This is a genomic window from Mycolicibacterium monacense (genome assembly GCF_010731575.1).
GTDB lineage: Bacteria > Actinomycetota > Actinomycetes > Mycobacteriales > Mycobacteriaceae > Mycobacterium > Mycobacterium monacense.
On the sequence record NZ_AP022617.1, the window covers coordinates 75,827 to 102,569 of the forward strand.

The 26,743-nt window shown below is 66.2% G+C and carries 26 protein-coding genes, 1 tRNA gene and 1 pseudogene; 19 read left to right on the forward strand and 9 right to left on the reverse strand.

Annotated features, from left to right (window positions below):
* The first annotated feature begins 9 nt into the window (after positions 1-9).
* From glp to G6N49_RS00350, 4 genes are all read left to right on the forward strand, one after another.
* Positions 10-1,269 (forward strand): molybdotransferase-like divisome protein Glp, encoded by a 1,260-nt coding sequence (glp, locus tag G6N49_RS00335; protein ID WP_011561667.1) that lies wholly within the window; start codon positions 10-12, stop codon positions 1,267-1,269.
* Between the two features lie 11 nt (positions 1,270-1,280).
* Positions 1,281-1,934: a GNAT family N-acetyltransferase gene (locus G6N49_RS00340; protein ID WP_011856916.1), complete on the forward strand. Its 654-nt coding sequence runs from the start codon at positions 1,281-1,283 to the stop codon at positions 1,932-1,934.
* Between the two features lie 134 nt (positions 1,935-2,068).
* On the forward strand, positions 2,069-3,112 hold the full coding sequence (gene sepX, locus G6N49_RS00345; protein ID WP_083045383.1) for a divisome protein SepX/GlpR: 1,044 nt from the start codon (positions 2,069-2,071) through the stop codon (positions 3,110-3,112).
* Positions 3,113-3,162: 50 nt separating this feature from the next.
* Positions 3,163-3,235, forward strand: a tRNA-Ala gene (locus G6N49_RS00350).
* A gap of 76 nt (positions 3,236-3,311) precedes the next feature.
* Here the strand turns inward: G6N49_RS00350 and G6N49_RS00355 are convergent.
* Positions 3,312-3,502 (reverse strand): annotated as a pseudogene (locus tag G6N49_RS00355) (tyrosine-type recombinase/integrase); the annotation flags it as partial.
* Positions 3,503-3,537: 35 nt separating this feature from the next.
* On the opposite strand from G6N49_RS00355, the gene G6N49_RS00360 reads away from it, so the two are divergent.
* The 3 genes from G6N49_RS00360 to G6N49_RS00370 all read left to right on the forward strand — a co-directional run bounded on the left by G6N49_RS00360 (position 3,538) and on the right by G6N49_RS00370 (position 6,075).
* Positions 3,538-3,816, forward strand: coding sequence for a hypothetical protein (locus tag G6N49_RS00360; RefSeq protein WP_163647381.1), 279 nt, complete (start codon positions 3,538-3,540; stop codon positions 3,814-3,816).
* A gap of 312 nt (positions 3,817-4,128) precedes the next feature.
* Complete coding sequence (locus tag G6N49_RS00365; RefSeq protein WP_083045385.1) at positions 4,129-4,383, forward strand: hypothetical protein; 255 nt, start codon at positions 4,129-4,131, stop codon at positions 4,381-4,383.
* 387 nt (positions 4,384-4,770) lie between these two features.
* On the forward strand, positions 4,771-6,075 hold the full coding sequence (locus G6N49_RS00370) for an IS256 family transposase (protein ID WP_006242318.1): 1,305 nt from the start codon (positions 4,771-4,773) through the stop codon (positions 6,073-6,075).
* A 631-nt stretch (positions 6,076-6,706) separates the two neighbouring features.
* On the opposite strand, the gene G6N49_RS00375 is transcribed toward G6N49_RS00370, so the two are convergent.
* Together G6N49_RS00375 and G6N49_RS00380 are read right to left on the reverse strand one after the other, a co-directional pair.
* Positions 6,707-7,546, reverse strand: a complete 840-nt coding sequence (locus G6N49_RS00375) for a hypothetical protein (RefSeq protein ID WP_083045352.1) — start codon at positions 7,544-7,546, stop codon at positions 6,707-6,709.
* 343 nt (positions 7,547-7,889) lie between these two features.
* Positions 7,890-8,537 carry a hypothetical protein gene (locus tag G6N49_RS00380; protein WP_133056661.1) on the reverse strand — a complete coding sequence of 216 codons (648 nt, stop codon included), beginning with the start codon at positions 8,535-8,537 and terminating at the stop codon, positions 7,890-7,892.
* 291 nt (positions 8,538-8,828) lie between these two features.
* Between G6N49_RS00380 and G6N49_RS00385 the strand changes: the two genes are divergently transcribed.
* From G6N49_RS00385 to G6N49_RS00415, 7 genes are all read left to right on the forward strand, one after another.
* On the forward strand, positions 8,829-9,017 hold the full coding sequence (locus tag G6N49_RS00385; RefSeq protein WP_133056660.1) for a hypothetical protein: 189 nt from the start codon (positions 8,829-8,831) through the stop codon (positions 9,015-9,017).
* 491 nt (positions 9,018-9,508) lie between these two features.
* The gene (locus G6N49_RS00390) at positions 9,509-9,697 is read left to right on the forward strand and encodes a hypothetical protein (RefSeq protein ID WP_083045350.1); all 189 of its coding nucleotides are present in this window, start codon (positions 9,509-9,511) and stop codon (positions 9,695-9,697) included.
* Between the two features lie 11 nt (positions 9,698-9,708).
* Positions 9,709-10,407, forward strand: a complete 699-nt coding sequence (locus G6N49_RS00395) for a hypothetical protein (RefSeq protein WP_235679468.1) — start codon at positions 9,709-9,711, stop codon at positions 10,405-10,407.
* Between the two features lie 769 nt (positions 10,408-11,176).
* Positions 11,177-12,298, forward strand: coding sequence for an exonuclease domain-containing protein (locus G6N49_RS00400; protein ID WP_163647382.1), 1,122 nt, complete (start codon positions 11,177-11,179; stop codon positions 12,296-12,298).
* A 977-nt stretch (positions 12,299-13,275) separates the two neighbouring features.
* Positions 13,276-13,653, forward strand: coding sequence for a hypothetical protein (locus G6N49_RS00405; RefSeq protein ID WP_011856914.1), 378 nt, complete (start codon positions 13,276-13,278; stop codon positions 13,651-13,653).
* Positions 13,654-13,789: 136 nt separating this feature from the next.
* Entirely contained in the window at positions 13,790-14,788 is a 999-nt protein-coding gene (locus G6N49_RS00410; protein ID WP_083045348.1) for an acetyltransferase Pat, read from the forward strand.
* Complete coding sequence (locus G6N49_RS00415) at positions 14,788-15,612, forward strand: shikimate 5-dehydrogenase (RefSeq protein ID WP_083045347.1); 825 nt, start codon at positions 14,788-14,790, stop codon at positions 15,610-15,612. Before G6N49_RS00410 ends, G6N49_RS00415 begins: the two co-directional genes overlap by 1 nt.
* A gap of 6 nt (positions 15,613-15,618) precedes the next feature.
* Here the strand turns inward: G6N49_RS00415 and lpqN are convergent, their stop codons facing one another.
* Complete coding sequence (gene lpqN, locus G6N49_RS00420) at positions 15,619-16,323, reverse strand: envelope biogenesis lipoprotein LpqN (protein ID WP_083045346.1); 705 nt, start codon at positions 16,321-16,323, stop codon at positions 15,619-15,621.
* Positions 16,324-16,832: 509 nt separating this feature from the next.
* On the opposite strand from lpqN, the gene G6N49_RS00425 reads away from it, so the two are divergent.
* From G6N49_RS00425 to G6N49_RS00435, 3 genes are read left to right on the forward strand one after another with little or no spacing between them, the layout of a single operon-like run.
* Positions 16,833-18,311 carry a PE-PPE domain-containing protein gene (locus G6N49_RS00425; protein WP_235679469.1) on the forward strand — a complete coding sequence of 493 codons (1,479 nt, stop codon included), beginning with the start codon at positions 16,833-16,835 and terminating at the stop codon, positions 18,309-18,311.
* Positions 18,312-18,346: 35 nt separating this feature from the next.
* Positions 18,347-19,000: a DUF5642 family protein gene (locus tag G6N49_RS00430; RefSeq protein WP_083045344.1), complete on the forward strand. Its 654-nt coding sequence runs from the start codon at positions 18,347-18,349 to the stop codon at positions 18,998-19,000.
* Between the two features lie 28 nt (positions 19,001-19,028).
* Entirely contained in the window at positions 19,029-19,676 is a 648-nt protein-coding gene (locus tag G6N49_RS00435) for a DUF5642 family protein (protein ID WP_011856908.1), read from the forward strand.
* Positions 19,677-19,713: 37 nt separating this feature from the next.
* On the opposite strand, the gene G6N49_RS00440 is transcribed toward G6N49_RS00435, so the two are convergent.
* Positions 19,714-20,310, reverse strand: coding sequence for an alpha-ketoglutarate-dependent dioxygenase AlkB (locus tag G6N49_RS00440; protein WP_083045343.1), 597 nt, complete (start codon positions 20,308-20,310; stop codon positions 19,714-19,716).
* Between the two features lie 33 nt (positions 20,311-20,343).
* Positions 20,344-20,775: a redox-sensitive transcriptional activator SoxR gene (gene soxR, locus G6N49_RS00445; protein WP_011561655.1), complete on the reverse strand. Its 432-nt coding sequence runs from the start codon at positions 20,773-20,775 to the stop codon at positions 20,344-20,346.
* A gap of 56 nt (positions 20,776-20,831) precedes the next feature.
* Between soxR and arcA the strand changes: the two genes are divergently transcribed.
* Complete coding sequence (arcA, locus tag G6N49_RS00450; protein WP_011561654.1) at positions 20,832-22,031, forward strand: arginine deiminase; 1,200 nt, start codon at positions 20,832-20,834, stop codon at positions 22,029-22,031.
* Positions 22,032-22,082: 51 nt separating this feature from the next.
* Here arcA and G6N49_RS00455 read toward each other — a convergent pair whose 3' ends face one another.
* Both G6N49_RS00455 and G6N49_RS00460 read right to left on the reverse strand, forming a co-directional pair.
* On the reverse strand, positions 22,083-22,952 hold the full coding sequence (locus tag G6N49_RS00455; protein WP_011856906.1) for a putative endonuclease domain-containing protein: 870 nt from the start codon (positions 22,950-22,952) through the stop codon (positions 22,083-22,085).
* Between the two features lie 116 nt (positions 22,953-23,068).
* Complete coding sequence (locus G6N49_RS00460) at positions 23,069-24,610, reverse strand: dolichyl-phosphate-mannose--protein mannosyltransferase (RefSeq protein WP_041925156.1); 1,542 nt, start codon at positions 24,608-24,610, stop codon at positions 23,069-23,071.
* Between the two features lie 24 nt (positions 24,611-24,634).
* On the opposite strand from G6N49_RS00460, the gene rsmI reads away from it, so the two are divergent.
* Positions 24,635-25,471 (forward strand): 16S rRNA (cytidine(1402)-2'-O)-methyltransferase, encoded by an 837-nt coding sequence (rsmI, locus tag G6N49_RS00465; RefSeq protein WP_083045342.1) that lies wholly within the window; start codon positions 24,635-24,637, stop codon positions 25,469-25,471.
* On the opposite strand, the gene G6N49_RS00470 is transcribed toward rsmI, so the two are convergent.
* Positions 25,468-26,742, reverse strand: a complete 1,275-nt coding sequence (locus G6N49_RS00470) for an aminodeoxychorismate synthase component I (RefSeq protein WP_083045341.1) — start codon at positions 26,740-26,742, stop codon at positions 25,468-25,470. The two genes, rsmI and G6N49_RS00470, sit on opposite strands and share 4 nt — an antisense overlap.
* Position 26,743: the final 1 nt, after the last annotated feature.

A 26,743-nucleotide genomic window follows, 5' to 3' on the forward strand; every position in this document is an offset into this window, starting at 1 on the left:
AGGCGTGTTGTGCGTTCGGTTGAGGAGCAGCAGGCTCGGATAGCGGCCGCCGCGGTGGCTCCGCGACCGGTACGGGTCGCCATCGCCGAATCCCAGGGCCTGATGTGCGCCGAAGAGGTGGTCACCGAGCGGCCGATGCCCGGATTCGATCAGGCCGCGATCGACGGTTACGCGGTGCGCAGTGTCGACGTCCTCGGCGTCGGCGGCGGTCCCGGGGCCGATGACCACGACGGTCGTGACGTCAGCCTTCCGGTGATGGCCATGATCGAGGCCGGTGCCCGGACCCCGAGCCGCTTACAACCCCGGCAGGCCGCCCGGGTGCAGACCGGTGCGCCGATGCCGACGTTGGCCGATGCGGTGCTGCCGCTGCGGTGGACCGATGGCGGCGCGAATCGCGTGCGCGTGCTGCGCGGGGTGCGCTCCGGTGCGTACGTTCGCCGCGCCGGTGACGATGTACAGCCCGGTGACGTGGCGGTGCGAGCGGGCACCATCATCGGCCCGGCGCAGGTGGGTCTGTTGGCGGCGGTCGGACGGGAGCGCGTGTTGGTGCACCCGCGGCCGCGGCTTTCGGTGATGAGTGTCGGCGGTGAGCTGGTCGACATCTCACGCACCCCGGGCAACGGCCAGGTCTACGACGTGAACTCGTACGCCCTGGCCGCTGCGGGGCGCGACGCCGGTGCGGAGGTGAACCGGGTCGGCATCGTCGACACCGACCCCGCCCGGCTCCGGGAGATCGTCGAGGGACAGCTCAACCGGGCCGAGATCGTGGTGATCGCCGGCGCGGTCGGCGGCGCGGCGGCCGAGTCGGTCCGCACGGTCCTCGCGGAGTTGGGGGAGATGGAGGTCTCCCGGATCGCGATGCACCCCGGTTCGGTGCAGGGCTTCGGTCAGCTCGGCCGCGACCGGGTCCCGGTGTTCCTGTTGCCGGCCAATCCCGTCAGTGCGCTGGTGGTGTTCGAGGTGATGGTGCGGCCGCTGATCCGGTTGTCGCTGGGCAAGCGGGCACCTATGCGACGCATCGTCGAGGCCCGCGCCCTGTCGCCGATCACCTCGGTGGCCGGCCGCAAGGGGTACCTCCGCGGTCAGCTGATGCGCGATCAGGACACCGGCGAATACCTCGTGCAGGCGCTCGGCGGCGCCCCGGGCGCCTCGTCGCATCTGCTCGCCACGCTGGCCGAGGCAAACTGTCTGGTGATCGTCCCCACGGACGTCGACGAGGTCCGTACCGGCGAGACCGTGGACGTCGCCTTCCTGGCCCAACGCGGCTGACCCGAGTCGAGGTGAACCTGCTGCGGTCGAGTTCTCTCCACCCCGGATGGCCGATGCCGGCGGGCCCGCTGCGGGTGCCCGCCGGTGTGGTGCGACTACGCCCGGTTCGGCTGCGCGACGCCGCACAGTGGAGCCGCATCCGGTTGGCCGACCGTGCCCATCTGGAACCGTGGGAACCGGTCACCGGCGTGGATTGGCAACTGCGGCATGCCTTCTCGTCGTGGCCATCGGTCTGCTCGACGCTGCGGTCGGAGGCCCGCAAAGGGCGGATGCTGCCGTATGTGATCGAGGTCGACGGGCAGTTCGCGGGACAGTTGACCATCGGCAACGTCACCCACGGCGCCCTGCGCTCGGCGTGGATCGGCTACTGGGTGGCCAGTGAGCGCATCGGCGGGGGAGTGGCGACCGCGGCGCTGGCGCTCGGGGTGGACCACTGCTTCGGGCCGGTGATGCTGCACCGAGTCGAGGCCACCGTACGACCGGAGAATGCACCGAGCCGGCGGGTGCTGGCAAAGGTCGGCTTCCGCGAGGAGGGTCTGCTCAAACGCTATCTCGACGTCGACGGCGCGTGGCGTGACCACCTGCTCGTGGCGATCACGGTCGAGGAACTCAGCGGGTCGGCGTCGTCGACGCTGGTGCGCTCGGGCCGCGCCGACTGGGCCTGATCGCTGTTACTGATGTGACACGTGTGACTAGTGGTGCTTGTCACAAGCGAATTACAGGTGTGTAATTGTCTCGGCGCGTCGCCCCCAGGTGCGCTGGTCAACCGACCTAGCCTGTAGGGGAAAGGAGCAGGCGAATGCCAAGCATCCCCCAATCTCTGCTGTGGATCTCGCTCGTGGTGCTCTGGCTCTTCGTGCTGGTGCCCATGCTGGTGAGCAAGCGCGAAGCTGTCCGGCGCACAAGCGATGTCGCGCTGGCCACCCGCGTGCTGAACTCAGGGCAGAGCGCTCGACTGCTCCGTCGGTCCGGTCCCGCGGCCGGCCACCACTCCGATCCGGATTGGCGCCCGTCCGCCGACGAGCTCGACGACGAACCCGTCGACGACCGCGACACCCGTGACGCGGAGCCCGAGGGAGCCGTGGTCCTGGCCGCCGCGCCGCAGCGTGACGCCGAGCCGGACTACCTCGACGTCGACATCGTCGAGGAGGACTCCGGTGCGCTGCCCATCGGCTCCGCCGCCGATCAGCCATTCGAAGACATCCTGCCGACAGCGGCCGGGGCGCCCGAGTTCGACGCCGAGCTCGAGGATGACGTCGACGACGAAACCGACGATGTCGCAGCGGAATCGGATGATGCCGAGTCCGTCGACGACGGCACCGAAGACGAATACGAGTACGTGCCGGACTCGTCGGGGATCGAGACCCCCGCCGACGACGAACGCGCCGAACCGGCCGGCGATGCGCTCGGTGCCGCGCGCCGACGCCGCTACGAGTCGAAGACCGCGGAGGCCGTCAGCGCCCGCAAGTACCTGTTCCGCAAGCGGATGGTGACGTCGATGGCGGTGGCGCTGCTGGCGTCGGCCGTCGCGGCGTACCTCGTCGCGCCGTGGGCGTGGTGGCTGTGCGGCGCAGTGGGCGCGGTGACCGTTCTCTACCTCGGCTACCTCCGCAGGCAGACCCGTATCGAGGAGCAGGTACGGCGCAGGCGTGCGCAGCGCATCCGCCGTTCCCGGCTGGGCGTGGAGAACACCGAGGACCCCGAACTCGACGTGGTGCCCGCCCGTCTGCGTCGACCAGGTGCGGCGGTGCTGGAGATCGACGACGAGGACCCGATTTTCGAGCACCTCGACGAGGTCGCGTTCGCCCGGCACTTCGATCTGCCCAAGGCTGCCGGGCAGTAGGTCGATTTCGACCGGTGCGTGACGGCTGGTAGCCTTTCGTACCGGTATCAGGGGCTATGGCGCAGTTGGTAGCGCGACTCGTTCGCATCGAGTAGGTCAGGGGTTCGATTCCCCTTAGCTCCACACGAGAACGACCAGCTAGACTGCCGAACGCAGTTAGCTGCTCGAAGCCGTTCGAGCCAGTACGCAGCCGGTAAGCAGCAGATCGGATTGCTGTGTCCAAGTTCGTCGCGACGCTGTCGAGATCGTCGTCGAACAGGTCGGCGTAGAAGTCGAGCGTCATCGACGCTTCGCGTGGTCGAGCATCCGTTGCACTGCTTTGACATTCGCGCCTGCGCTGATCGCCAAACTGGCCGCGGTGTGCCGCAGATCATGGGGAGTGATCGACGGGGCTGGTCGGATCGAACCTCACCGTCTCGACGATGATGTGCGAGCCGGCCAGGATCACCGAGCGAATCGCCAACCTCGCAGGCGAGCAGATGATCCTCGACAAGATCTTCCACACGCTCGGCCAGCCGCTCGTCGGCGGAGCGATGTTGTTCAATTCCGTTCGAGCCAGCGACTTCTTACTGCGGGAAGACCGGACCATCAAGCAGCGCGGGCCCGGCGATGAGTACCCGGTGGCGAAGGGTGTGGGGTGTGGCCCCACGGCCCGAGCTCGCCTACCCCAAGGACTGGGGCGGCAAGTTCTCGCTGAGCGGTAAAGCCGTCCTGCGCAACGATCAGGAATACCTTTCGGATCAAAACCCTGCAACTCGCGAACACGATCATAGAGCGGGTCAACTTGCGGGCGCTTGCCGTGCTCGACGCGAGGGCCGGCGGCATCGAAAACACAATCCCCGGAAACAACTGGCAGACGGCGGTTTCAGTCGGGCCGCCGGAGTCCATTACCCAGAACGCCGACATGCCAGCAGCCGACCTTGCCGCCGCGATTCTGGCTGGCGAGCAAGAGCGTCTGAAACGTCCGATACGACACGCTGCTGGTCCATCCGCAGGAAAGGTTCAGCCTCACCGTCGTGTACGGCCAAGGCCTCAAGGGCATGCTCGACAGCCTCGGGGTCGCTATGTTCTCCTACGTCCATCTGACGCCCGGTACCGCTTGGGTCGTGCAGCGCGGACAGGTCGGCCTGTGCGGCTTTGAGCAGACTTTGCGGCCCGAGACCTGGCGCGAGCCGAAGAACCGGACCAGCTGGGTCCAGTCGTACGCCGTACCCGCGTTCGCGGTGAACAAGCCGCACTGCGCCAAGAAGCTCACCGGCCTAGCCCGATGATGAGCCAGCGAGCACCGAAGCCGAACCCCTATGGCCGCGCGAGCTACGCCGCTGTGCCTGCGGCACACGCTCATACACACCCGAAGATCACGCGAACGGGTGCGTTCAAGGCCTCCAACCACCGGTCTAATCGGCAACGCCGCCGCGGCGACCGTGGTCACCGCGAGATCCGTTCTGAAGACTCGCGACGATCGACAGGTCATCTCGTCGCGCAGCAGCGCAGTGTCCGTCGTCTTCGGTGGGGCGGATGCTGGAGCAATGATCAGAACCTGTGGATGACCCTCGGTGGGGCGGCATGAAAGTGGGCGCACCTTCCCGGGGATGATCTGAAGTCCAAGGTTCTCTGATCAAGACCGGCGTTGACGCGCTGGTTGGGAAGGTACGCCCATGCTCACCGTAGTTCACGACACCGATGAGGCCAACGCCAATGACGGCGGTGGTCGGTCGTTGTTGGATGAGATCGTGCGCGACGGCGCCCGGCAGATGCTGGCCGCGGCGCTGAAGGCTGAGGTGGCCGCCTACATCGATGCCCACGCCGGTGAGCTCGATGAGAGCGGTCGCCGGCTGGTGGTCCGCAACGGCTCCCACGCCGGGCGTGAGGTGTTGACCGCCGCGGGCGCGGTGGCGGTGACCGCGCCGCGGGTCAACGACAAGCGTATCGACGCCGATACCGGTGAGCGGCAGCGGTTTTCCTCGGCGATCCTGCCGGCGTGGGCGCGCAAGTCCCCGCAGATGACTGAGGTGCTGCCGCTGCTGTACCTGCACGGCCTGTCGACCAGTGACTTCGGGCCGGCCTTGGAGCAGTTCCTCGGGTCCAGTGCCGGGCTCTCGGCGACGACGATCACACGGCTGACCAGCCAGTGGCAGGAGGAGGCCAAGGCCTTCGGGGCCCGGGATCTGTCGGGCACTGACTTCGTCTACCTGTGGGTCGACGGCATTCACCTCAAGGTCCGCCTCGAGCAGGAGAAGCTGTGCCTGTTGGTGATGATCGGGGTCCGCTCCGATGGCCGCAAGGAACTCGTCGCCCTGGCCGACGGGTATCGAGAATCGACCGAGTCGTGGGCCGATCTGCTGCGGTCGTGTCGCCGCCGCGGGATGATCGCCCCGGTGTTGGCCGTCGGTGACGGTGCACTGGGCTTTTGGAAGGCGATGCGCGAGGTGTTCCCGGCTACCCGCGAGCAGCGCTGCTGGTTTCACAAACAGGCCAATGTCCTTTCCTGCCTGCCCAAATCGGCGCAACCCGGTGCGGTCGCGGCGATGCGGGAGATCTACAACGCCGAGGACCTCGACCACGCGCAGGTCGCGATCAAGGCCTTCGAGATCGACTACGGCGCCAAGTACCCCAAGGCGGTCGCCAAGATCGTCGACGACGCCGACGTGCTGTTGGAGTTCTACAAATACCCAGCCGAACACTGGATCCACTTGCGCACCACGAATCCGATCGAATCAACCTTCGCCACCGTGCGATTGCGGACGAAGGTCACCAAGGGGCCGGGATCCCGCGCGGCCGGAATTGCCATGGCCTACAAGCTTATCGACGCCGCACAAGCCCGGTGGCGGGCAGTCAACGCACCCCACCTGGTCGCCCTCGTCCGTGCCGGCGCCGTCTTCCACAAAGGCAAGCTACTCGAACGCCCCGCCGACATCACACCGCCCGAGCCGGCCGAATCAACCGAAACGGAGGTCGCCTGAAACACCCCGATCCACAGGTATTGACAATTCCTCCGGATGCTGCGCTGCCAACCACCTAACGGCAGAGGCAATGTCCGGTGCGCGATTATCCTGGCCGTGAGGAGATGCACCACACTCGAGGAGTCACAAGTTGAGGCCACCAAATCCGAGCGCCGTTACCTGGGACTGCCCAGAGTGCGGCCGTCGTACCCGGGCGAACCGCCGGACCGGCTTGGCGTATGCCCACACAAGACCTGAGTCCACTGAATTGTGTCCAGCCTCGGCGAAGCCAGCGATCTCGCGCGACTCTCATGAAGATCCTCTCCAACTCGGAGGAGTGAAGCCGGAAGAGAAGCCGAAAAACTACACCTCGCCACCCATCGATGAAGCCCGTAGCACGAGTGTTAGAGCTTTCCGCGGCGGCTTGCCCGACACCAATCGCCGTCGACACTGATTCGTCCCTCGTCGTTGTCGGTCAGCGGTGCGGGTGCCATTTTTCTGGACCAGGGGTGGCAAGACTCCCCACGCGGTGAGTCTCAATTTTTATTTTTCGGCCACTCAAATTGCACTTTAGGCGATGTCAGACAGGCTCGAAGTTTAGCTGCCGTGCGCCGAGTTTGACGCCTACGAGCGCGGCGAATTGGCTGCGCAGCTAGTGTGATGGCGGTTTGAAGGGCTCCATCGGAATTGCTAGCTGGTTCGGATCGTCTTTATCTGTGGTTGGTCTGTCGAACAGGCCGAGAAATTCGATCGTGGTCGGAGCTTCGCCGGACGCCCAGGTCGATATGTCAGCGGTCGTCCCGATGCGCAACAGCAGAATTAGGCCATCCCTGAAGAAGTCGGTATCTACGGCTTGCCGGTGAAGCACTGTCGCCAACCAGCGAGGCCTACGATGTCGGCTTTCAATCAGTACAAAGCCCCCAGTCCTATCTACGCGCACGATGTCGTCGTCTTCCAAAGGCGCCCACCACGGTTGTTGCCCCCGAACCGACACGAATAGGTCGCCGTCTTCGATTTGGCGTCCGGCGGACCACTTAAAGTCCAGCGACGTGAGCCGGTCGCCCTTTTCTAAGGTCGGACCGTCTGTCAAGAGGTCCCGTGGAAAGTGGATCTCCCATGCGGTCAGCAATTGTGCGAGGTCTGACCATCCGTGCTCAAATTCGCGGGTGATGATGATCGGACTTCCAGATGTCGAGCCTCGAATGAACTTAGAGAGTCCCGGATTGCTGATAGTCCAAGCGCCAGCCGGAGTAGGCGTCGAACGGACGTTGCCGATCGTGATTCCGCCCCCGATCGGAGCAATCTGCGTTTGGAAGGACTCCTCCCACTGACGCGCCGGACCGGCAGATTTGATAACGCGTATTGCGTCCGTGAGCTGATTGAGAGATGACGTGCTCTGCTCGATCGCGTCCGAAAGTTTCGTCATGTCCTGCAAGGACCGGGTAAGGGGAGCCATGGTCTCCGAGATAAGTTCCGCGATCCTCATTTGCATGGTCTCGGTTGTATAGGCCAAGCTTTTGCGAACACTGTCTCGGACGCTCTCATGAACTTGCCGCTCAGTCTCGGGGTCGAGTGGCGTGCTGCTCCGAACGGTCGTCGACCCTGGCGAGCCGCCACCACGAGACGGATCGGAAGACAGTCCTTTCGAGGGCGAACTCCGACGCCGCATGCGTTCGGCCGCGATCTGCTCCACCGGGGCTTCAGCCAGATGACGAACGGCGGGCGATACATCAGTCCCCGCTTTCTCTGCTAACTCTTTCGCGAGAGTTGCAGCGCGCTTCGCCGCTCGGGCATACCTGAGCGGTTCGAGATCATCGATCTGTTGGCGAAGTGTGCTAGATCTCATCTTCACTACCATTCTGCGTCTCCGCAGGTTCGGACGCTAGGTCGAGACTTGCCGCGAACTCCTCGGCAACTACTTTCTGATACTCCGTCAACGCCGCCACAAGGGTGCCGTCATCCAGCATCCTGGCTTCCTCGACCAAGGTGTGAACCACCTCACTTACTGATTCGGGCGGAAAGATCTCCGAACCCTGACCGTGACCGGACGTGTGCTCGACCACCCACGTGAACCTCTCCCAACAGCGATTCAACCGCTCGCTGCGTTCCTCACGATTTCGAGTCGCGAGATTCTCAGTCTCGATCTGTTCACGGGATGCGCGGTTGTCCTCTTCGATCCGCTCCCGTGATGCACGGTTGTCTTCTTCTATCCGCTCTCGGGAAAGTCTGTTGTCTTCTTCGATCCGTTCGCGAGAGAGGCGATTGTCCTCTTGGACTCGTCGGCTCGATTCCAAAACACCGAAGAGACCAGCTAAGCCGGCGAGAAGAGCTAGGAACCCTGCGCCCACCACCGCGACCGGTTGTGCGAGGTCCTTCCAAGAATCGGTCTCGCCCGGTACTTCCTGCCATCGACCGGTGACGTAACCGATGTAGAAAAACAATAGAGCTACTCCGAGAGGGACCAGGAGATAGCGCAGCTTCATCGGCTGGCCTCGTTCACCGCCTGCGCCAAGTCATAGGGCAATCGTTCGTCGAGCAGCTCGTCTGCGCGAATGGTGGGCGCACGTCCTCCGCCTTCGACAACCGCTCGACGGATCGGTGCCACTAACCGCAGCTCTGCATCAGTAGTGTCGCGACCCCGCATGCCCTGAGACTAAGCGGAGCGACACGACTCACGAAGCACCGTTGCCGTCCGTTAGAGGTCAAACTTTTGAAGCGGGGTCAGCAATGGCGTACAACGCAGATACTGTGCGGACGAACTTTGAGGAGGGGCAGTGACGAAGGAAGAGTTCCTCGAGGCCGTCGGCCGAACGCGCGCTGCTTGGCAACGGAGCAAGTCTGCGGTCGAACAGACTGCAGATTTCGGCGCGAAGGGCGGTTCAGGACGGAATAAGCACGAAGGCGCGGTCGCGCTCCACGGGGAAAATATCGCGAAGCTCCGTGAGCTGCTAGTTCAGGGCTAACGTCCGCAATGACGTCACGGAGGTAGAACTAGGCAAGGCCGCTGGGTTGTTGCCGCACGAACTACGGGAGATCTTCGACGAGATCGGTTGAGACGCGACTCTGCCGCCGCCGGGCGAGTGCCGCATCGCGCAACCCCTCAGCTGGGCGCTCCGAATTTGGAAGCAATCGCCGATCACCGCGACGTGTTCAAGTTCAACCGAGTCCGGCGATCGTCGCTGCTGCGCAGTTATTCGCACAAGAGTGAACTGGACGATGCCAGCGGCGGGCCGTGGCGGCATCGCCGAAAGGGCTGGATCAGTCTGACGAGGACACAGCCGCAGGCCAGAGCACGTCGCGGACTCGCATCTCCGCAGTTCAGGGCACCTTGCATCGGTTGTCGGTCCGTTCCGGAGAATGAACTTATGACAGGCGCAAGGGATGTGCGATCTGCACGAGTCGCCGAGTGTCACACTGATGGCATCGAGTCCTGGCTGAGGGGTGGAGAGGTCAGATGACGAAGATTGCGGCCCTATCCGACGATCAACTGCGAGCGCGCCGTACGGCGATCCTCGAGAAGCTCGGCATGTCTCTCGAGGAACTTCGCGACCGCGCCAGAAGCTATGCTCTCGCGGGGGAGGAGCACGAGGCGTGGGAGCAGCTCGAATCGATCGCATTCCTATTAGGAGAGACCCGCGCCTGACCTAGCTGCTAATGGCGCTGACGCACGACGAGTTCAACGGTGAGGTGAATGCGTTTGTCGAGGACGTAGCGAAAGCCGCGACCTGTCTCGTAAGCACTGAATGGGTTCTCGACGCGACGATGGCCGAGGCTGATCGCCTGCGGTCGGTCGTTGATCTGAGGCTGGGCCTACGCGGGTCGAACGACCATCCGGAGGAGGTACTGGCCGAACTGGCGGCCAACTACAAGCTTTGTGTCGACTCGTACTCGACGCACATCGCGGTTGAGCACTCGTCGTTCACGCTGAAGGCAAAGCTGGACCGCGCGCCGATCATGCGCTGGGACTACGACCGCAAGCCCAACAACAAGCCGCGCTCGCACGTACAGATCACCGCACATCGAGGCGCGTTGTCGCACATTCTGTCTCGGCTCGAACACAAGACACCGCACAGCATCGAGTCGCTGCACGTGCCCCTGGGCGGTGAGCGCTTCCGGCCGTGCCTGGAGGACGTCGTCGAGTTCCTCATCCGCGACTGCGGGTTCCAGGGCACCGCGAACTGGAAGCAAACCATCCGCGATGGCCGAGCCCGCTGGCGACGCATTCAGACGCGCGCAGTCGTCCGTGATTCACCAGAGTGCGCTATCGCGGAGCTTGAGGCGCTCGGATACACCGTCAACCCGCCTGCCGAAGGTAAGCGGGCAGAGCGACTCGAGCGCCTCACTGCTTGGTAAGCCGCAGTTCGGATGTCTCAGCCGAGCGACCTTGCCTTTCGACAATGGTGTCGAATTTCGAGCAACGCGCGCCGCAGACGTCTGCGCGAGTTTGTCGGGATGCCGCCTTAAAGTTTGCAGGCGTGCCGTAAGTTAATCGGCACAGCTAACGATCTGGGGGGATCTCGATGCGCGGATTCGCAGTCGTCGACAGGCAAGCAGCAGCGGATCAAACCGTCATCTGGTTGACGGGCCACCTCGAAGGTGTGCGCGTAGGGCACACGAACGCTGTCGTCATTCCCGGCGACGACGACCGGCACGGCGCAACAGTCTGGAACCTCACCGCGGACCGAGCCATTGTCCTAACCCATGGGTCGGCTCCGCCATGGTCTTTCAGGCAGACGCTCACTCCAGACGCGTTCGAAGACCTCATCGACGAGACGGCTGCTTTCCAGCGGCGCATAGCCGATGCGGTTACGCGATATGCCTCCGAAGCCAGAAATCGGAACCTCGTGACGCCTGAGTTCTCTAGCCACCCCCCGCCTGGATGCTGACGAGCGAGACGAACCTGCATACCGGGCACTATCTGTCGCCACTACGCGAGGGATGCTTGGTCGGCGTGGCTCGTCACTGACGAGCAGCGTGTGCGCCGAACGATCAACCCTCGCACGGGTACAACTCCATGGATCCTGCCTGACGAGCGGGGAAGCCCAACTCTTGCAGAGTTCCCTCCGGAATTCTCGCGACTTGTAAAGCCGGAGCCGCTGGTCAAGCCCGAATGGGTGGCGTGATGCTGGACTATGTTGCGCTCGACTTCGAGACGGCGAACTCTTATCGAGGCTCGCCCTGCGCGGTCGGTCTAGTCTGCGTCCGGAACGGTGTTCCCGTAGCCGAACGCCGCTGGCTGATGCGTCCGCCCGAAGGCGCTGATCACTTCGATGCGTTCAACACCATTGTTCACGGGATCTCTGCGGACATGGTGGCTAATGAACCACGTTGGAAGGACCTTCTGCCGACGATCACCGACTTTATCGGTGATGATGTCATGGTCGCCCACAATGCTGGCTTCGATATTGGCGTCATCCGCTACGCGTGCGCGGTTGACAATATTGAATGGCCGGAGCTGCGATTCCTTTGCACTATGGTTCTTGCGCGCCGCGCGCTCTCTTTGCCGTCCTACGGCTTGCCATTTGTCGTTGATGCGTTCGGCTCGACTTTCGCCGATCATCATGACGCGCTCGCGGATGCTGGGGGCGTAACAGATGTCATCCGCGGCCTCGCCTGCGCGAACCAGATCGACGACCTCGACGCGCTCGCCCGGTCGGTCGGTGTCTGCATCGGTCAAATGCGTGCCGGCACTTACAGGGGCAGCCTTGCAACCCTGAGCGGCGGCGGTTCGCGGCTCATTCAATGCGAGCTGAACTCCGACGCTGACTCGGAGGGCTACTTGTACGGGCGTGTTGTGGTGTTCACGGGAACGTTGCTGTCGATGACTCGACAGATTGCCTGGGACGAGTGGTCTCGCGTTGGAGCAATTGCCGAGAGGTCAACAACCAAGCGCACGAATGTACTAGTGGTGAGCGACGTCAACCCAGCAGTGCTACGCCCCGGATCGAACCTGACCGAGAAGGCTCGCAGAGCCTTCGAACTGCAAGACCTCGGACAAGACATCGAAGTCATGACGGAAGACGACTTTCTACGGTGTCTCGAGGGCAAGCCGCTGGTCAGCGCCGATGCGGTCGTGCAGCCGGTTGCGGAGGGTCAGCAGGAAGGCGGCACGGGAAACGTTATCCCGGGTCGCCTCCGCAAGGTGGCCCTAGCTGAGCGCCCGGTGCCAGAACCCCCCGAAGCCGCCTACGCCTCCTCGACCGCTACGGCGAGAGCGCGTCGTCACGACAGACCAGCTCTGTAGCTTCACGGGATGTTCAAGCATCGCAGCCTTCAGAACGCGATCGAAGCCGACCTGGTGCGACGAACACATAGCGGAGCTGCAGTGGCAAGGTGGAGTCAAACCGCTCGAAGCCTTCAGCCATCCGAATGACTGGCAGCTGACAGAATGTCTAATCTGCACTGTTCAGGCGCACTATCGGTTCGCATACACGCTCGAAAAGAATCGCTACGGTGAGCCGACCTGTCGAGCGTGTTTCTGGCGCAACTGGGCGGCCGAAGCGAGATAGCATCAAGGTGAGTGGGCTCGGCTGGACCCCGTGCAGTTCGAGGAAGCAGAGGCATTCGCTAAGGAACGCGGGCCGGACTATCTCGGGCCGTTGACTGCCCCGTCGCTACCTGACGCTCCGCACCACATTCGATGTCGCCGATGCGGAAAGGTCAGCGCGGCGCGGTTAGGTGACTTTGTATGCAGCTGCAATTGACGGCTGCTGCATTGGCGATTCCGCGGTCAGCCGAGTCGGATTTTACCTTTGTGGCGTCGAGCAACTCCGTGGCTCAGTTTAGAGTCGGCGCGATCCGACCATAGCCCTCTGATCTCCAGTGAACGAGTTGCTGGCGTTGGGGCAACGCGCTGTCCAGTACGCAGCCAGTACGCAGCAGGATTAGCGACGGCTTTTCGGCGTCAACGAAACCAACCCTCTGAGCAGGCAGTTGTTGACGCCTTCAACACAGCTTGACGTCGCAAACGCCGAGATAGCCTCGTTCGCATCGAGTAGGTCAGGGGTTCGATTCCCCTTAGCTCCACTTCACAGGCGCTTCGGCGACCGTTCATCGGCCCCGTCACATCGACTTCATCTCGATGCCGGAATCCGACCCCTGAAATTCACAGAATCTGCTACGTCCGTGCAGGTGCGGGGTACTCCCTTCCCTGATAATCTTCGTCAGCGCGCTTGACGTCAACAGGTCCGGGAGCTGATCCCGCAGAGAAAGGGGTGGCAGATGGCCGAACACGCCGAAGCCCTCGTCCGCAAAACGAAGAAGCTGGGCATCATGGGATTCGGTGCGGTCGCCGTCACCGGAGCCTTCTTGGCGTTCGGAGCCGGAACCGCAGGCGCCGACGTCGAGGACGTCGAGGGTGATCCCGCGGCGCCGTCCGCGTTCCCCGTCGCCGAAGACGGCATCCGCGTCGCCGATCCCGGCGTCGTGAACGCCGGTGCCTCCGAGGTGCGCGCGGCCGACATCGGCGCACCGCTGCCGCCGGCCGGCGGTGAGTCGAAGGACTCGCTGCGCGCCGTGCCGTCCATCACCGGCGGAATCGGTCAGTACATCGACTTCGGTCCGTTCGGCGGTGCCGGCGCACCGATCTGGGACTGGTAACCCCGGCCCAGCCGCTCTGCATCAACGAACAGCGCCCGGTTCCGTTTCGACGGACACCGGGCGCTTTTCGTTGTCCGCAAGACGTCACCGGACCTTTCCTTGTCGGGCTCGGCGGATTCGCCGTAGCCTCGGAGCCATGGCCGGTGTGACTGCCGCCCGCGCGGATGAGCTCGCGGCGCTGGACTTCTTCGCCGGAAGCTCCACCGAGAACCTGGAGCCGTTGGCGGCTCAGCTGCGGCCGCTGAGCGCGGCGCCCGGGGAGATCCTGATGCGCCAGGGCGAACAGGCGGTGTCGTTCCTGCTGATCGGCGCGGGCCGGGTCCAGGTGAGCCATACCGGTGCCGAAGGTCTGCACGCGGTCGTCGACGTCCACCACGGCATGATCGTCGGCGAGATCGCCCTGATGCGCGATGCCCCGCGCACCGCGACGGTCATCGCGCTCGACCAGGTGACCGGCTGGGTCGGTACCGACGACGCGTTCGCCACCATGCTCGAAGTCCCGGGCATGATGGACAAGCTCGTCCGCCTCGCCCGCCAACGCCTCGCGGCGTTCGTCGCGCCGATTCCGCTCACGGTGCGTGACGGCACCGAACTGTTCATCCGGCCCGTCCTGCCCGGCGACAACGAACGGACGATCAACGGTCCGGTCGAATTCTCCAGCGAAACGCTCTACCGGCGGTTCCAATCCGCCCGCAAGCCCACACCGCGGCTGATGGCCTACCTGTTCGAGGTCGACTACGCCGATCACTTCGTCTGGGTGATGACCGACGGCGCCCATGGACCGGTCGTCGCCGATGCGCGGTTCGTCCGCGACGAGGGCGACCCCACCACCGCGGAGGTGGCGTTCACCGTGGGCGACGACTATCAGGGCCGCGGTATCGGCACGGTCCTGATGTACGCGCTCGTCGTCGCGGCGAGCTATGACGGTGTCCGCCGGTTCACCGCCCGCGTGCTGACCGACAATTACGCGATGCGCAGGATCCTGGACAAGTTCGGGGCGCACTGGGAGCGCGACGATCTCGGCGTGGTGACCACCACCGTCGATGTGCCCGACCCGGCCACGCTGCCGTTCCCGCCGGAACTCACCGGCCGGATCCGCGACGTCACCCGCCAGGTCATCCGGGCCGTCGGCTGATGGGGCGGCCGCCGCTGAACAAGGACACCCGGCTGTGCATCTCGCTGGCCGGGCGACCCAGCAACATCGGCACCCGGTTCCACAACCACCTCTACGAGGTCCTCGGGCTGGACTTCCTCTACAAGGCGTTCACCACCACCGACATCGGCGCGGCCATCGGCGGCGTACGGGCGCTGGGCATCCGCGGGTGTTCGGTGTCGATGCCGTTCAAACAGGACGTACTCGACCTCGTCGACGAGGTCGAGCCGTCCGCGCGAATCATCAACGCCGTCAACACGATTGTGAACGACGACGGGCATCTCACCGCGTCGAACACCGATTACCTGGCCGTGCAACGCCTCATCGACCAGTACGGCCTGGAACCCGATCGCTCGGTGATGGTCCTGGGCAGCGGAGGCATGGCGTCCGCGGTCGGCGCGGCCTTCCGCGACCGCGGCTTCGCGACGGGGACGGTGGTGGCACGCAACGAAACCACCGGGCGTGCCCTGGCCGAGCGCCTCGGCTACGACTACGCCGCCGAGGTCGGATCGCGGTCCGCCGAGGTGATCGTCAACGTCACGCCCATCGGGATGGCCGGCGGTCCCGAAGAGCGGCAGCAGGCGTTCGACGCCGACACGATCGCGCAGGCGCACACCGTATTCGACGTCGTCGCGACGCCCGCCGAGACGCCGCTGATCACCGCCGCGCGCCAGGCAGGGGTCGCGGTGATCACCGGTGCGGAGGTGGTGGCACTGCAGGCCGCGGAGCAGTTCGAGCGCTACACCGGGGTGCGGCCGACGCCGGAGCAGGTCGCCGAGGCGTCGGCGATATCCCGCCGGGACTGACCGGTCTCAGGGCGTGATCTTCGCCTGTTCGTCGATCGCCGCCGTGGCGTCCATCAGCGGCCCGATCTGATCCTCGCGACCGTCGGCGTTGATCTGCAGCACGTACAGGCCACCGTCGCCCGGAATCACGACGGTCTTCTGCGCGATCATGCGCTTGGCGCCGTCGCGGGTGTAGGCGCCGCCGATCTGATATGCGGCGAAGCCGCTGAGTTCGCTCTCGCTCCCGTCGCCGAGGTTCTCGTAGCCGGGCAGGTTCTTGATCTCGTTCGGGGCGAACTCCAGGATCTTCGCCGGGTCGGCGGGACCGGTGAGCTTCGACATCAGGGCGATGATCGTCGGCGGGTCCTCGGCCATCGCTGGGTCCGCGAAAATCATTGCGCTGTAAGACCATTCGGGCGCGCGGTCACCGGCGTCCTGCCATCCGGGTGGCAGCGGCAGGTCGACCGTCGGCGCGCCGGGAGCACCGCGCTTGACCGGCGCCTCCTCGATCTTGTTGTCGCGGATGTAGTCCACGATCGTGTAGGCGGGCCCCGGGGGCTGCTCCGGTGCGGTGGACTCTGCGGCGGCCGGCGTCTGCGGGGCGCTGGTCGAGGTCTGCTCGCTTGTGCCCGTCTCCTCGGAGGATGACGAATCGGAACCGCATCCGGCGAGCGTGATGCCGAGCGTGACGGCGAGGGCTGTGACGCCGCCTACCCGCAGTGACGTTGCCATGGCGGTCTCTCCCTCGATCAAGAAAAGTCGGATCGAGCCTACGGCCCGGACGCATCTGGCACTAGACGCAACGCCGCCATTTCAGATGGTGCGGCATCGGATTGCTGCTTGTCCCCGCAGCGCATTTCCTACGGGTTTGCGCAGCGTGAACGGCTTCGCGTCGAGTGTACTGCTTGTTCCCGCAATCAGATTGGTTGCATGAACAATTAGATTCTAAGGTTTGCTGAGACGTAAAAACGTTGATAGGGCAACGGTCGATGATTGACTGAGGAATTACTCGAAAATTCGCGCTCGGAGAACCTCGACTGGTTCGCCTCGCACCGGCAAAATTCCTGTGAGCTGCTGATAAGAGATTGCAGACGATTGTCTGTCGGCGCGACAGCTATCGGAAATGTCATCTCGGCAGATCTGGGGATATCGGAGGGGTTCTTTTCATGCGTGGTCCTGTCGGTTCGCTGCTAGCCGTGTTCACCGCAATAGCCGGTGTGGTGTTGTTGGCATTCTCAGGAATGCTCACAGGAATTGTTCAGCTTCTGGCGACGACGGCGTTGATCATGGGCGGCACAGACCACCCGTTGTCGACGCCGCCGGACACCATCTCCTTCGTCGACGGCTACATGGCCGATGCGGTGGACAACTACATCGATCCCGGGCTGGACACAGGCCCATCCGTCAACAAAGTCGCGGTCATCACGCCCGAGCAGTTCTTCCCCACGTTCGGGTCGATGACGTTCGACGACTCGGTGCAAGAGGGACGGGACAATCTCAACGAGTGCGTGGCTGGAACCCCGTCGTGCGAGTACAACGAGAGTGAGGCGCTCGGATCCGATGCGCCCATGCCAGACGACAGCTTCATCGTCTTCGGCTACTCGCAGAGCGCCGTCATCGCCTCGCTCGTCAAACGTGACCTGATGCAGACGCCTCCCTCGGAGGCCGACGGTGTTTCTTTCGTGCTCCTCTCCAACGCGATGCGGCCCAACGGCGGCATCCTGGCGCGCGGCTTCGAAGGCATGACCATTCCCATTCTCGGCGTCACCTTCCACGGCCCGACGCCGACCGACTCGTGTGAGGAAGGCGGGCCCTGCTACCGCACGGTCGACGTCGCCCAGCAGTACGACTTCATGGGGGGCGACGCCCCTGTCGCGCCGCTCAACGTCGTGGCGATGGCGAACTCGCTGGCGGCGTACTACTACCTGCACGGTGCGGTTCCGGCCAAGTCCCTCGACGACCCGAACGTCATCTACCAGGGCGAGTGGGGCGATACCGACTACTACCTGATCCCGGCCGAGCGGTTACCGCTGCTCATGCCGTTCGAGCAGGCGGGTGTCCCCGCACCCATCCTGGCCGTCCTCGATGCGCCGCTGCGGGTCATCGTCGAGGCCGGTTACGACCGCGAGAGCAGCCCTGGTGAGCACGTGCAGTTCAGGCTGCTACCCATCGGCGACCCGTTCCGCTTCCTGGTGAACCTCGCCAAGTCGGTTCCCGTCGGCATCGACGACGGCCTGCAAGAGGCCGGACTCGGCCGGGCGCTCGGAACGGAAGACGTCTTCCGGCCGTACGGCGTGGGCGGTGAAGACCTGCCCCAGCCGGGTGACTCCGTCACCGAGGACAACCTCCGTACTGCCGCCGTGCCGACAGAGACGACCGCGTCGGAGCCGGCTGCCGAACCGCTGACCGATGGACCGGTGGTCAGCGGTCAACCGAGCGAACGGCAAGGCGACAAGACAGGCCAGCTGAGCAACGCGACTCCCGTCCCACCGGCCCCCGAACAGGTCAAGGAACGCCGTCTCTCGCCCTTGCTCCGTGGGCTGAGTGACCGCGAGGAGGCCGATGCGCCCAAGCTGCCGTCGATTCGTCCGCCGGGCGAACGCCTGGTGCGGCGTGTGGTCGAGAGCGTGACCGGCCACCGAGCCGAGCGGCCCGACGACTCGGGCGACGATGAGTCCGGCGGCACTCCGGCGGCCGAAAGCGACCCGGACGCAGCCTGACCGACGCGGGGCGCACGTTGTGATATCAACGCGACGTGCGCCGCTTCGCGGTCATCATGGCCGCCGCCGTCTGTGTCTGCTCCTGCGGTCAACCGTCGCCGCAATCTCCCGCGACGTTGACCACCGAAGCGGCCGGACCCATCGACCCGTCGCGGATGAACCGGGCCCGTTACGAACTGCCGCCGGGCTATGAGGTGGCCGAATTGCAGGGTCGGGTCACACCGCTGGCCCAATGGGGATACGGCGAGAACTGGTCGGCGCAGCCACCACAGTGCGGCGTGCTCGCCGAGCCTGCGGTCGATTCGTCGACGGTGCGCGGATTCTCGGCCTCGGGGGAAGGCGGCATCGTGTACGCGGTGGCGGCCGGCGGCGCCGTGCCCGCAGACCCCGCGCTGCTCGAGGAGTGCGGCCGGTGGACCATGACGGCCGGGCCGACGACCGGCGCGGTGCGCCTCGCCGACCCACCGCCGGTGACCGGGGCCGTCGGCCTGGGGTTGGTCGCCGACACCGTCACGGTCGTCGAGGGTGGGACGGAAACCCGTTCGCACGCACAGACCTTCGTCGCCCATGAGGACGCACGCCTGGTGTACGTCACCGTCGTCACCGACCCCGGCTCACCGCATCCCGCACTCGGCGACGATTTCGCCGCCGATCTGTTGACGCGGACCGTGGCGGCGTTGCGGAGCTGAGCGCCGGTCGCCCGGTACATTGGCGGCGATGTCCACCCCGAAGAAGATCGCGGCCGTCGCGGGCGTCGGACTGCTCGCCGCCTGCGGCTCCCCTGAAGACGCCGACATCGCCCGGGTCTCCGAGGTCAAGGCCACGTTCGGCGAGCAGTACCAATACCGCGACATCGCGCCGACCGGAATCGACCCGAAACTCCTGCAACCGCAGAAGATGCCCGCCGGCATGACGTTTCAGCCTCCGGAGTGCGCGAAGTTCGCTGAGGGCCGGCTCCCCGAGGCCGATCTGAAGGGCAACATGGCCGCGGCCACCGCCGAGGGTGAGGGCAACCGGTTCATCGCGCTCGCGGTCGAGACCAACGCCCCGGTGCCGGTGACCGAACCGGGAGACAGCTGCAAGAAGGTCGAGTTCAGCGGGCCGGGACTACGCGGTGCCGTCGAGGTGGTGGAGGCGCCGCACATCGACGGTGTGCAGACCAGCGCCACCCATCGCGTGCTGCAGACCGTGGTGGCCGGCGCGCCCCGGACCGGGGAGTTGTACAACTACACCGCCCGGTTCGGCACGTACATGGTGATCGTGACGGCGAACCCACTCGTGATCCCGGACAAGCCGGTGGCGCCGGTGAACACCGAACGGGCCCGCCGGCTGCTCGTCGACGCCGTCGCCGCAGTGCAGGGCTGACGCTGTCGCACCTCGGATGCGCGTGACGCGAAACTGCTCAGCGCACGTCGTGCGGCCGGAACTGGATGCTGATCCGCGGACCCGTCGGCCGGGTGGTCTTCGGAATCGCGTGTTCCCATGTGCGCTGGCAGGATCCACCCATCACCAGCAGGTCGCCGTGGTGGTGCTGGATGCGCAGCGACGGGCCGCCGCCGCGCGGCCGCAGCGCGAAGACCCGGGTGGCGCCGAGGCCGACGATCGCGACCATCGTGTCCTCGCGGCTGCTGCGGCCGATGTTGTCGCCGTGCCAGGCCACGCTGTCGTTGCCGTCGCGGTAGAGGCAGAGGCCGGCGGTGGTGAAGGGTTCGCCGAGTTCTCCGCCGTAGGTGTCGTTGAGCCGTCGGCGCATCTGTTTGAGGCGTGGATGCGGCGCCTCGTCCTCGACGAGGTTGTGGAAGCTGAGCAGCCGCGGCACGTCGAGCACCCGGTCGTACATCTGTCGGCGCTCGGCGCGCCACGGGATGCGCTCACGCAGTTCGTCGAAGAGGGTGTCGGCATCGGTCAGCCAGCCCGACCGGACGTCGAGCCATGCGCCGTTGCCGAGTGTGCGGCGCTCTGCGTGCTCGAAAAGCGAGCCCTGTAGAGCCAGCTCCATGGCCGCGAGTGTATCGCACACGCGTTCGACTTCTCAGAGGCGAACCGGTCCCGGACCGCTTCCGGCGAGAACGTCGCCGGGGTTGGCCAGCGCGCAGGTCTTGAGGCTCAGACAGCCGCAGCCGATGCACCCGGCCAGGTTGTCGCGCAGACGCTGCAGGTGCAGGATCCGTTCGTCGAGGTCCTCGCGCCAACTCGCGGACAGCTTCGCCCAGTCCTTGCTCGTCGGCACGCGGTCGGTCGGCAGGGTGGCCAGCGCCGCGCGGATACGGGCCAGCGGGATGCCCAGCCGTTGGGACATCCGGATGAACGCCACACGCCGCAACGTCTCGCGCGCATAGCGGCGCTGGTTGCCCGCGGTGCGCCGGCTGGTGATGAGCCCTTCGCGCTCGTAGAAGTGCAGCGCCGAGACTGCGACACCGCTGCGGGCCGACATCTCACTCGGGGTCAGCTCATGGCCGTCCATGACCTGAACAATACTTCAGGTCTCGACGCGGAGGCGTTGGCGCTACGGTGCTAGATGTGACACTGGGCTGCGATTCCGAGGTCGGCACGCTGCGTGTGGTCATCCTGCACCGCCCCGGCGCGGAACTGCAGCGACTGACCCCGCGAAACAACGACGCCCTGCTGTTCGACGGGTTGCCGTGGGTGTCCCGCGCGCAGGACGAACACGATGCGTTCGCCGAACTGCTGCGGTCGCGCGGCGTCGAGGTGCTGCTGCTGGCGGATCTGCTGACCGAGGCGCTGACCAGCGGGGCGGCGCGGATGCACGGTATCGCCGCGGCCGTCGACCCGCGGCGTTTGGGTTTGCCCCTCGCGCAAGAACTATCGGCGTATCTGCGGACGCTGGCGGCCGCCCCGCTGGCGCATGTGCTCGTCGCCGGCATGACGTTCAACGAGTTGCCGTTCGCGGCGAGTGACGTGTCGCTGGTGCGTCGGATGCACCACGGCGGGGACTTCGTGATCGACCCCCTGCCGAATCTGCTGTTCACGCGGGACTCGTCGTTCTGGATCGGTCCGCGGGTGGCGATCACGTCGCTGGCGCTGCCCGCCCGGTCGCGGGAGACGTCGTTGACCGACCTGATCTACGCCCACCACCCGCGGTTCCTCGGTGTGCGGCGGGCTTACGAATCGCGGTCGGCCCCCGTCGAGGGTGGTGACGTGTTGCTGCTCGCACCGGGAGTGGTGGCGGTCGGAGTGGGGGAGCGGACGACGCCTGCGGGTGCGGAGGCGTTGGCGCGCAGCCTGTTCGACGATGATCTCGCGCACACCGTGCTGGCCGTGCCGATCGCCCAGGAGCGGGCGCAGATGCACCTCGACACGGTGTGCACGATGGTCGACGTCGACGCCGTGGTGATGTACCCGAACGTGGTGGACACGTTGTCGGCGTTCACGATTCGCCGCAATGGCGACGGCGGTGTGCGGATCGACGATGCCGCGCCGTTCGTGACCGCCGCCGCCGAGGCGATGGGGATCGACAGGTTGCGGGTGATCGACACCGGGCTCGACCCGGTCACCGCCGAACGCGAACAGTGGGACGACGGGAACAACACGCTCGCCCTCGCCCCGGGTGTGGTGGCGGCCTACGAACGCAACACGGAAACGAATGCCCGGCTGGCGGATTCGGGTATCGAGGTGCTGCCGATCGCCGCCTCGGAGCTGGGTACGGGCCGCGGCGGGCCGCGGTGTATGTCCTGCCCGGCCGCCCGCGACCCGCTGTAGCCTGCGGGCCTGCGGGGCCGTCGCGTCAGCGCGAAACAGCATTCCCGGTCGTCAAGCCGAACGGTTGACGACCCTCTGTGCTGTCTCGCGTTGGGTCCACGCCTCGCGCACCCGCCGCAGAATCTCGTAGGGGCGATCCTCGTTGATCACCCGAATGTGCAACCAGCCGCGGCGTCGAAGCATGGTCAACCGCTTGTGGTCCCACACATACCGTGATCGGTCGTTCTGGTGCTCCTTGCCGTCGTATTCCACGGCGATCATGAGCCTCTCCCAGCCCATGTCGAGGTGGGCGAACGGGTCGCCGTAATCGTCCAGGACCGGGATCTGCGTGGTCGGCCGCGGGAATCCGGCGTCGATCAGCAACAGCCGCAGCCACGTCTCCTTGGGAGACTGGGCGCCGGCGTCCATCAGTCGGAGTGCCTCTCGGCAGCGTTGAACCCCGCGCGCGCCCCGGTACTGTTCGACCAAGGGGAGCACGTGTTCGACCGCAAGACCAGTCGCCCGTGCGAGCGCATCGAGATGCGCGACGGCCTCGCCGCGGGGAAGGAATCGCCCGAGGTCGAATGCGGTGCGCTGGATCGACGCGACCGCCAGGCCGTAGATCTCGACGACTTCCTCACAGGTGAATCGGTCGTTGCGCGTCACGATTCCGTGCGGTGGACGGTTGTTTTGCCATATCAACTCGACCGGGGAGTCGTCGTCGACCCACTCAGCGCCGTGCAGTGCCGCTGCAGCCTTACCGGTGATCACGGCGCGACGCTTCGACCACAGCCACGCGCCGACGGTGTTGGCGTACAGCGACGGCTCCGCGACTTTCGGCATGTACACATCCGGGAAAATGGCCCGGTAGGCCGACCGCAGACCTTGGCGCGAGACCTCGCCGCGATCGATTGCTTCACTGCCCAGAATTATCGTTCCCATGCGCCGATGATGCTCAGCCCCGCCGACAGACCGCGAGGCAGTAACCAGGGTTGTCAACAGGCGCGCTTGACGACAGGGAATGCTGTTTCGCCGCCGAAGGCGACAACGCCAGCGACTCAGCGCCAGCTGGGCAGCCAGATCTGCATGTTCCACGTCGACTGGCTGATCGGGATGCCCGTCAGGATCGGGAACAGCCATGCGAAGTTCGTGATCACCAGCGCCACATAGCCCGCGACGACGATCAGTCCGAGCGTGCGCCGCTCGGCGTTCTGCCGTGGCGCGTGCAGGATGTCGCCGAGGATCAGCGCGATCGCCATCACCAGGAACGGCGCCATCACCGCGGCGTAGAAGAAGTACATCTGCCGGTCGATGTCGACGAACCACGGCAGGAAGCCCGCCGAATAGCCGACCAGCACAACGGCGTAGCGCCAGTCGCGCTTGACGAACGCCCGCCACACCGCCCACCCGAGCACCGGCACCGCGATGAACCACATGGCGGGCGTGCCGACGAGCATCACCGCCTTCACGCACGACTGCGCCCCGCAGCCCGGCACGTCCTGGTTGTCGATCGCGTACAACACCGGTCGCAGCGACATCGGCCACGTCCACGGTTTCGACTCCCACGGGTGGTGGTTGCCGTCGGAGTTGGTCAGCCCGGAATGGAACCGGTAGGCGGCGTAGGTGTAATGCCACAGCGAGCGCACCGCATCGGGGATCGGCCACGCGCTGTCCTCGCCGATCGACTGCCCGGCCTCGTGCCGGTTCACCCCGGTCTCGGAGGCGAACCACGGCGTGTACGACGCCAGGTACACCGCGAACGGGATCAGCACCATCGCATACAGCGACGGCCCGAGATCCCGCCGGAACGCGCCGACGAACGGCCGAGGCACCCGGTACTGCCGCCGCGCCGCGATGTCGAGCGCCAGCGTCAGGACACCGAAGAACGCCACGAAGTACAGCCCCGACCACTTCGTCGCGCACGCCAGGCCGAGCAGCACACCCGCCCCGAACCGCCACCACCGCACCCCGAGCCGCGGCCCCCACGGCGTCTCGGCGATCCGGCCCTCGAGCAGCGCCACGTGCATCCGCTCGCGGACCTGATCGCGGTCGACCATCAGGGCGCCGAACGCCGCGACGACGAAGAAGGTGAGGAACCCGTCGAGCAGGGCGGTGCGGGAGGTGACGAAGGTGACGCCGTCGGCGATCAGCAGCAGCCCGGCGATACCGCCGACGGCCGTCGACCGGCTGATCCGCCGCGCGATCCGCGCCACGAGCAGGATCAGCACCACACCGCACACCGCGCCGGAGAACCGCCAGCCCAGCCCGTTGTAGCCGAACAGCGCCTCACCGATCGCGATCAACTGCTTGCCGACGGGCGGGTGCACCACCAGCCCGTAACCGGGGTTGTCCTCGACGCCGTGGTTGTGCAGGACCTGCCAGGCCTGCGGGGCGTAGTGCTTCTCGTCGAAGATCGGCGTGCCGGCATCGGTGGGGGAACCGAGGTTGAGGAAGCGGGTGATCGCGGCGAGCGCGGTGATCACCGCCGTCATCGCCCAGCCCTGCAGCCGGTCGACGGGTCCGAAGTCGGCCACCGGCACCAGAGGGGCGGGGCTGATGACCGGAACCGCGCGCGGAGCTTCGGTGGCGGGGGCGGTCACGTCTTCAGATCGTAGGCTGTGGGCATGACCGCCGGTCGTCTGCTGCTCGGCGCCACCCCCCTCGGCCAACCCGGCGATGCCTCCGAGCGGCTCGTGAACGCACTCGCCCGCGCCGACATCGTGGCCGCCGAGGACACCCGTCGCGTCCGCCAGCTCGCCCAGTCGCTGGGCGTGCGGCCCGTGGGCCGGGTGCAGAGCTTCTTCGACCAGAACGAGGCGTCGCGGGTTCCGGCGCTGGTCGAGGCGATCAAGTCGGGGGCGACGGTGCTGGTGGTCAGCGACGCCGGGATGCCGCTGATCAACGATCCCGGCTACCGCCTGGTCAGCGCATGTGTGGAGGCCGAGCTGACGGTCAGCTGTCTGCCGGGCCCCTCCGCGGTGACGACGGCGCTGGCAGTCTCCGGGTTGCCGTCCGACCGGTTCTGCTTCGAGGGTTTCCCACCCCGTAAGCACGCCGCCCGGCTGGCCTGGTTCCAGGCACTGGCCGCCGAGCAGCGCACCTGCGTGTTCTTCGAATCACCCCGCCGCCTGCCCGACACCCTGCGCGACGCCGCCGATGCGCTCGGCGGCGACCGCCGGGTTGTGGTGTGCCGCGAGCTGACGAAGACCCACGAGGAGGTCAAACGCGGCACGCTGGCCGAACTGGCCGACTGGGCCGCCGACGGTGTGCTGGGGGAGATCACCGTCGTGCTCGCGGGTGCGGTGCCGTCGGCCGACCTGGACACCCTGGTGGCCGACGTCAACGACCGCGTCGCGGCCGGCGCCCGGGTGAAGGATGCGTGCGCCGAGGTGATCGCCGCCCATCCGGGGGCCCCGTCGCGGCGCGAACTCTACGACGCGGTGGTGCGCTCGCGCGGTTAGGGCTCTTCGGCGGTGGCCGACCAGTGCGTCGTCGCGATCAGTTCGGCGCTCGGCGCCGGCGAACAGGGGCCGACGATGGATGCGGCCTTGTGCAGGCATTCGTCCCATTCGCGGTCGGGATCGGAGTCGGCGGTGATGCCGCCGCCGACGCCGAGCACGGCCGACCCGTCGGCGCCGAACTCCACCGTCCGGATCGCCACGTTCAATTCGCACCCCGCCGCTGGAGAGGCGAGCCCGATTGTGCCGCAATAGATTCCGCGTCGCTTCGGTTCCCAGTGCCGCAGCAGGCTGCGCGCTCTGCCCTTCGGGGTGCCGGTGACCGACGCCGGCGGGAACGTCGCGTCGAGCACGTCGGACATCGGGAGGTCGACGGGGACCTCCGCGGTGACCGTCGACACCAGATGCCAGACCCCGGGTGCGGGGCGGACGGCCAGCAGTTCGGGCACCGTCACCGTCCCCGTTCGCGCGATCCGGCCGAGGTCGTTGCGGACCAGGTCGACGATCATGATGTTCTCCGCCACGTCCTTGACCGAGGCCCGCAGCTCGAGCGGATCCGCCGAGGACGGCAGCGTGCCCTTGATCGGGCTGGACGTCACCGCCGTGCCGCGGCGGCGCAGGAACAGTTCCGGGGACAGCGACGCCACCGAACCCCAGTCGCCGGCCAGGTATGCGGCGCGGGCCGGGGTGGTGCGCCGGGCGGTGTCGACGAAGAAGTCCAGCGGCGATCCGCGCAGCCGTCCGGTGAACTGTGTGCAGACGCAGGCCTGATACACCTCGCCGGCCGCGATCGCGGCCAGGCAGTCGGTCACCCCCCGGCGGTGGGTGTCGCGATCCGGTGGCGTCCAGCCGATCTCGTGGGCCGACGGCGCCCCGGGGGACCTGATGGCGTCGAGCGCCCAGGCGGGAGCCGTTGTGCCGCTCAGGCTTTCATACCACCAGCAGCCCTCGCGGTCGCGGCGCAGCACACGGTCCGACCACCCGCCCGCCGCCGCCGGGATGCGCGGGCCGGCGCCGTCGGCGCCGGGATCCGGGTAGGACAGGTATCCGAACCACCCTCCGCCGACGGCGTTCCCGGCGCCGGGCGGCACGTCGAACACGTCGATCTGCGCGACGGGTGCGATCGTCACCGACGGGGCGATGACGGCCGTGGACCCGAACCAGTCCCCGAGCAGTGCGGCGGGCGGCGGGAGTCCCTGCGCGGCACCGGCCGAGGCGACCGCGGCGAGCACCGTGGGCGCATCGCCGAGGTCGCCGAGCCGCTCGATCCGCACC

Coding starts and splice junctions, on each gene's coding strand:
- G6N49_RS00395 (WP_235679468.1), top strand. CDS start 9,709: ATGGCGCTGACGCACGACGAGTTCAACGGTGAGGTGAATGCGTTTGTC.
- G6N49_RS00400 (WP_163647382.1), top strand. CDS start 11,177: ATGCTGGACTATGTTGCGCTCGACTTCGAGACGGCGAACTCTTATCGA.
- G6N49_RS00405 (WP_011856914.1), top strand. CDS start 13,276: ATGGCCGAACACGCCGAAGCCCTCGTCCGCAAAACGAAGAAGCTGGGC.
- G6N49_RS00440 (WP_083045343.1), bottom strand. CDS start 20,310: ATGGAGCTGGCTCTACAGGGCTCGCTTTTCGAGCACGCAGAGCGCCGC.
- G6N49_RS00435 (WP_011856908.1), top strand. CDS start 19,029: ATGTCCACCCCGAAGAAGATCGCGGCCGTCGCGGGCGTCGGACTGCTC.
- G6N49_RS00375 (WP_083045352.1), bottom strand. CDS start 7,546: ATGCAAATGAGGATCGCGGAACTTATCTCGGAGACCATGGCTCCCCTT.
- G6N49_RS00455 (WP_011856906.1), bottom strand. CDS start 22,952: ATGGGAACGATAATTCTGGGCAGTGAAGCAATCGATCGCGGCGAGGTC.
- G6N49_RS00390 (WP_083045350.1), top strand. CDS start 9,509: ATGACGAAGATTGCGGCCCTATCCGACGATCAACTGCGAGCGCGCCGT.
- soxR (WP_011561655.1), bottom strand. CDS start 20,775: ATGGACGGCCATGAGCTGACCCCGAGTGAGATGTCGGCCCGCAGCGGT.
- G6N49_RS00415 (WP_083045347.1), top strand. CDS start 14,788: ATGGGGCGGCCGCCGCTGAACAAGGACACCCGGCTGTGCATCTCGCTG.
- G6N49_RS00410 (WP_083045348.1), top strand. CDS start 13,790: ATGGCCGGTGTGACTGCCGCCCGCGCGGATGAGCTCGCGGCGCTGGAC.
- lpqN (WP_083045346.1), bottom strand. CDS start 16,323: ATGGCAACGTCACTGCGGGTAGGCGGCGTCACAGCCCTCGCCGTCACG.
- G6N49_RS00370 (WP_006242318.1), top strand. CDS start 4,771: ATGCTCACCGTAGTTCACGACACCGATGAGGCCAACGCCAATGACGGC.
- G6N49_RS00425 (WP_235679469.1), top strand. CDS start 16,833: ATGCTCACAGGAATTGTTCAGCTTCTGGCGACGACGGCGTTGATCATG.
- rsmI (WP_083045342.1), top strand. CDS start 24,635: ATGACCGCCGGTCGTCTGCTGCTCGGCGCCACCCCCCTCGGCCAACCC.
- sepX (WP_083045383.1), top strand. CDS start 2,069: ATGCCAAGCATCCCCCAATCTCTGCTGTGGATCTCGCTCGTGGTGCTC.
- G6N49_RS00380 (WP_133056661.1), bottom strand. CDS start 8,537: ATGAAGCTGCGCTATCTCCTGGTCCCTCTCGGAGTAGCTCTATTGTTT.
- G6N49_RS00360 (WP_163647381.1), top strand. CDS start 3,538: ATGTGCGAGCCGGCCAGGATCACCGAGCGAATCGCCAACCTCGCAGGC.